Source organism: Alcanivorax sp. HI0083 (assembly GCF_001635175.1).
This window is the reverse complement of the sequence record NZ_LWFX01000417.1, coordinates 1-904: the sequence shown is the minus strand read 5'-3', so window position 1 is coordinate 904 and position 904 is coordinate 1. Positions and strand designations below refer to the sequence as shown.

General features: G+C 55.6%; 1 protein-coding gene and 1 pseudogene. One reads left to right on the top strand and one right to left on the bottom strand.

Annotated features, from left to right (window positions below; genetic code table 11):
* The coding region (gene arsH, locus A3754_RS04340) for an arsenical resistance protein ArsH (protein WP_063518931.1) at positions 1–628 on the top strand (628 nt) is incomplete at its 5' end.
* Positions 629–688: 60 nt separating this feature from the next.
* On the opposite strand, the pseudogene A3754_RS27210 reads toward arsH, so the two are convergent.
* Positions 689–904 (bottom strand): annotated as a pseudogene (locus A3754_RS27210) (hypothetical protein); the annotation flags it as partial.

Genomic DNA, 904 nt, shown 5'->3' with positions numbered 1-904 from the left:
CAAGCCGCGCATTCTGTTGCTGTATGGATCGTTGCGAACCCGTTCCTTCAGTCGGTTGGTGGTGATGGAGGCGGCGCGCTTGCTGGAGGCCATGGGCGCAGAAACAAAAATTTTCCATGCCGATGGGTTGCCGTTACCGGACAGCGAAGACGTGGCACACCCCAAGGTGCAGGAGCTGCGTGATCTGGTGACCTGGAGTGAAGGCATGGTGTGGTGCTCGCCGGAGCGTCACGGTGCCATGACCGGCATCATGAAAGCACAGATCGACTGGATTCCCCTGTCTATTGGGGCGGTTCGCCCGACCCAGGGCAAGACCCTGGCGGTGATGCAGATCAGCGGCGGTTCCCAGTCGTTCAACGCGGTGAATCAGCTACGTGTATTAGGGCGTTGGATGCGCATGGTTACGATTCCCAACCAATCTTCTGTGCCGAAAGCCTTCCTGGAATTCGATGAGAATGATCGTATGAAGCCGTCAGGGTTTTATGATCGCATCGTGGATGTGATGGAAGAACTGGTGAAGTTCACCTACTTGACCCGTGACCGCAGTGACTACCTCACCGATCGTTATTCAGAGCGCAAGGAGTCTGCCGAGCAGCTTATGGCGCGGGTGAATCAACGGAGTATGTAACAGGAGACACTGCACGCTTCATGCAACAGGCTTCATGCTCAAGCGGNAGCTTACTTTTATTCACAGCAAAGGCAGACAGGAATTATAACGATCATTGTCCGGTGCGTGGCGAAAGCATAGCCGTTGGTCTTGGCGGGTCAGCGTGTCGTCCTTGCCCGGTGTCCAGGGGTTGTCTGCCCGCTGTGATGTATCGGTATCACCCAGCGTTTTCAGTAACGCCATGCGCGCTTCCAGATGCACCAGTCGAAGCAGGTATTCCTTGAAATTCGGGGATGC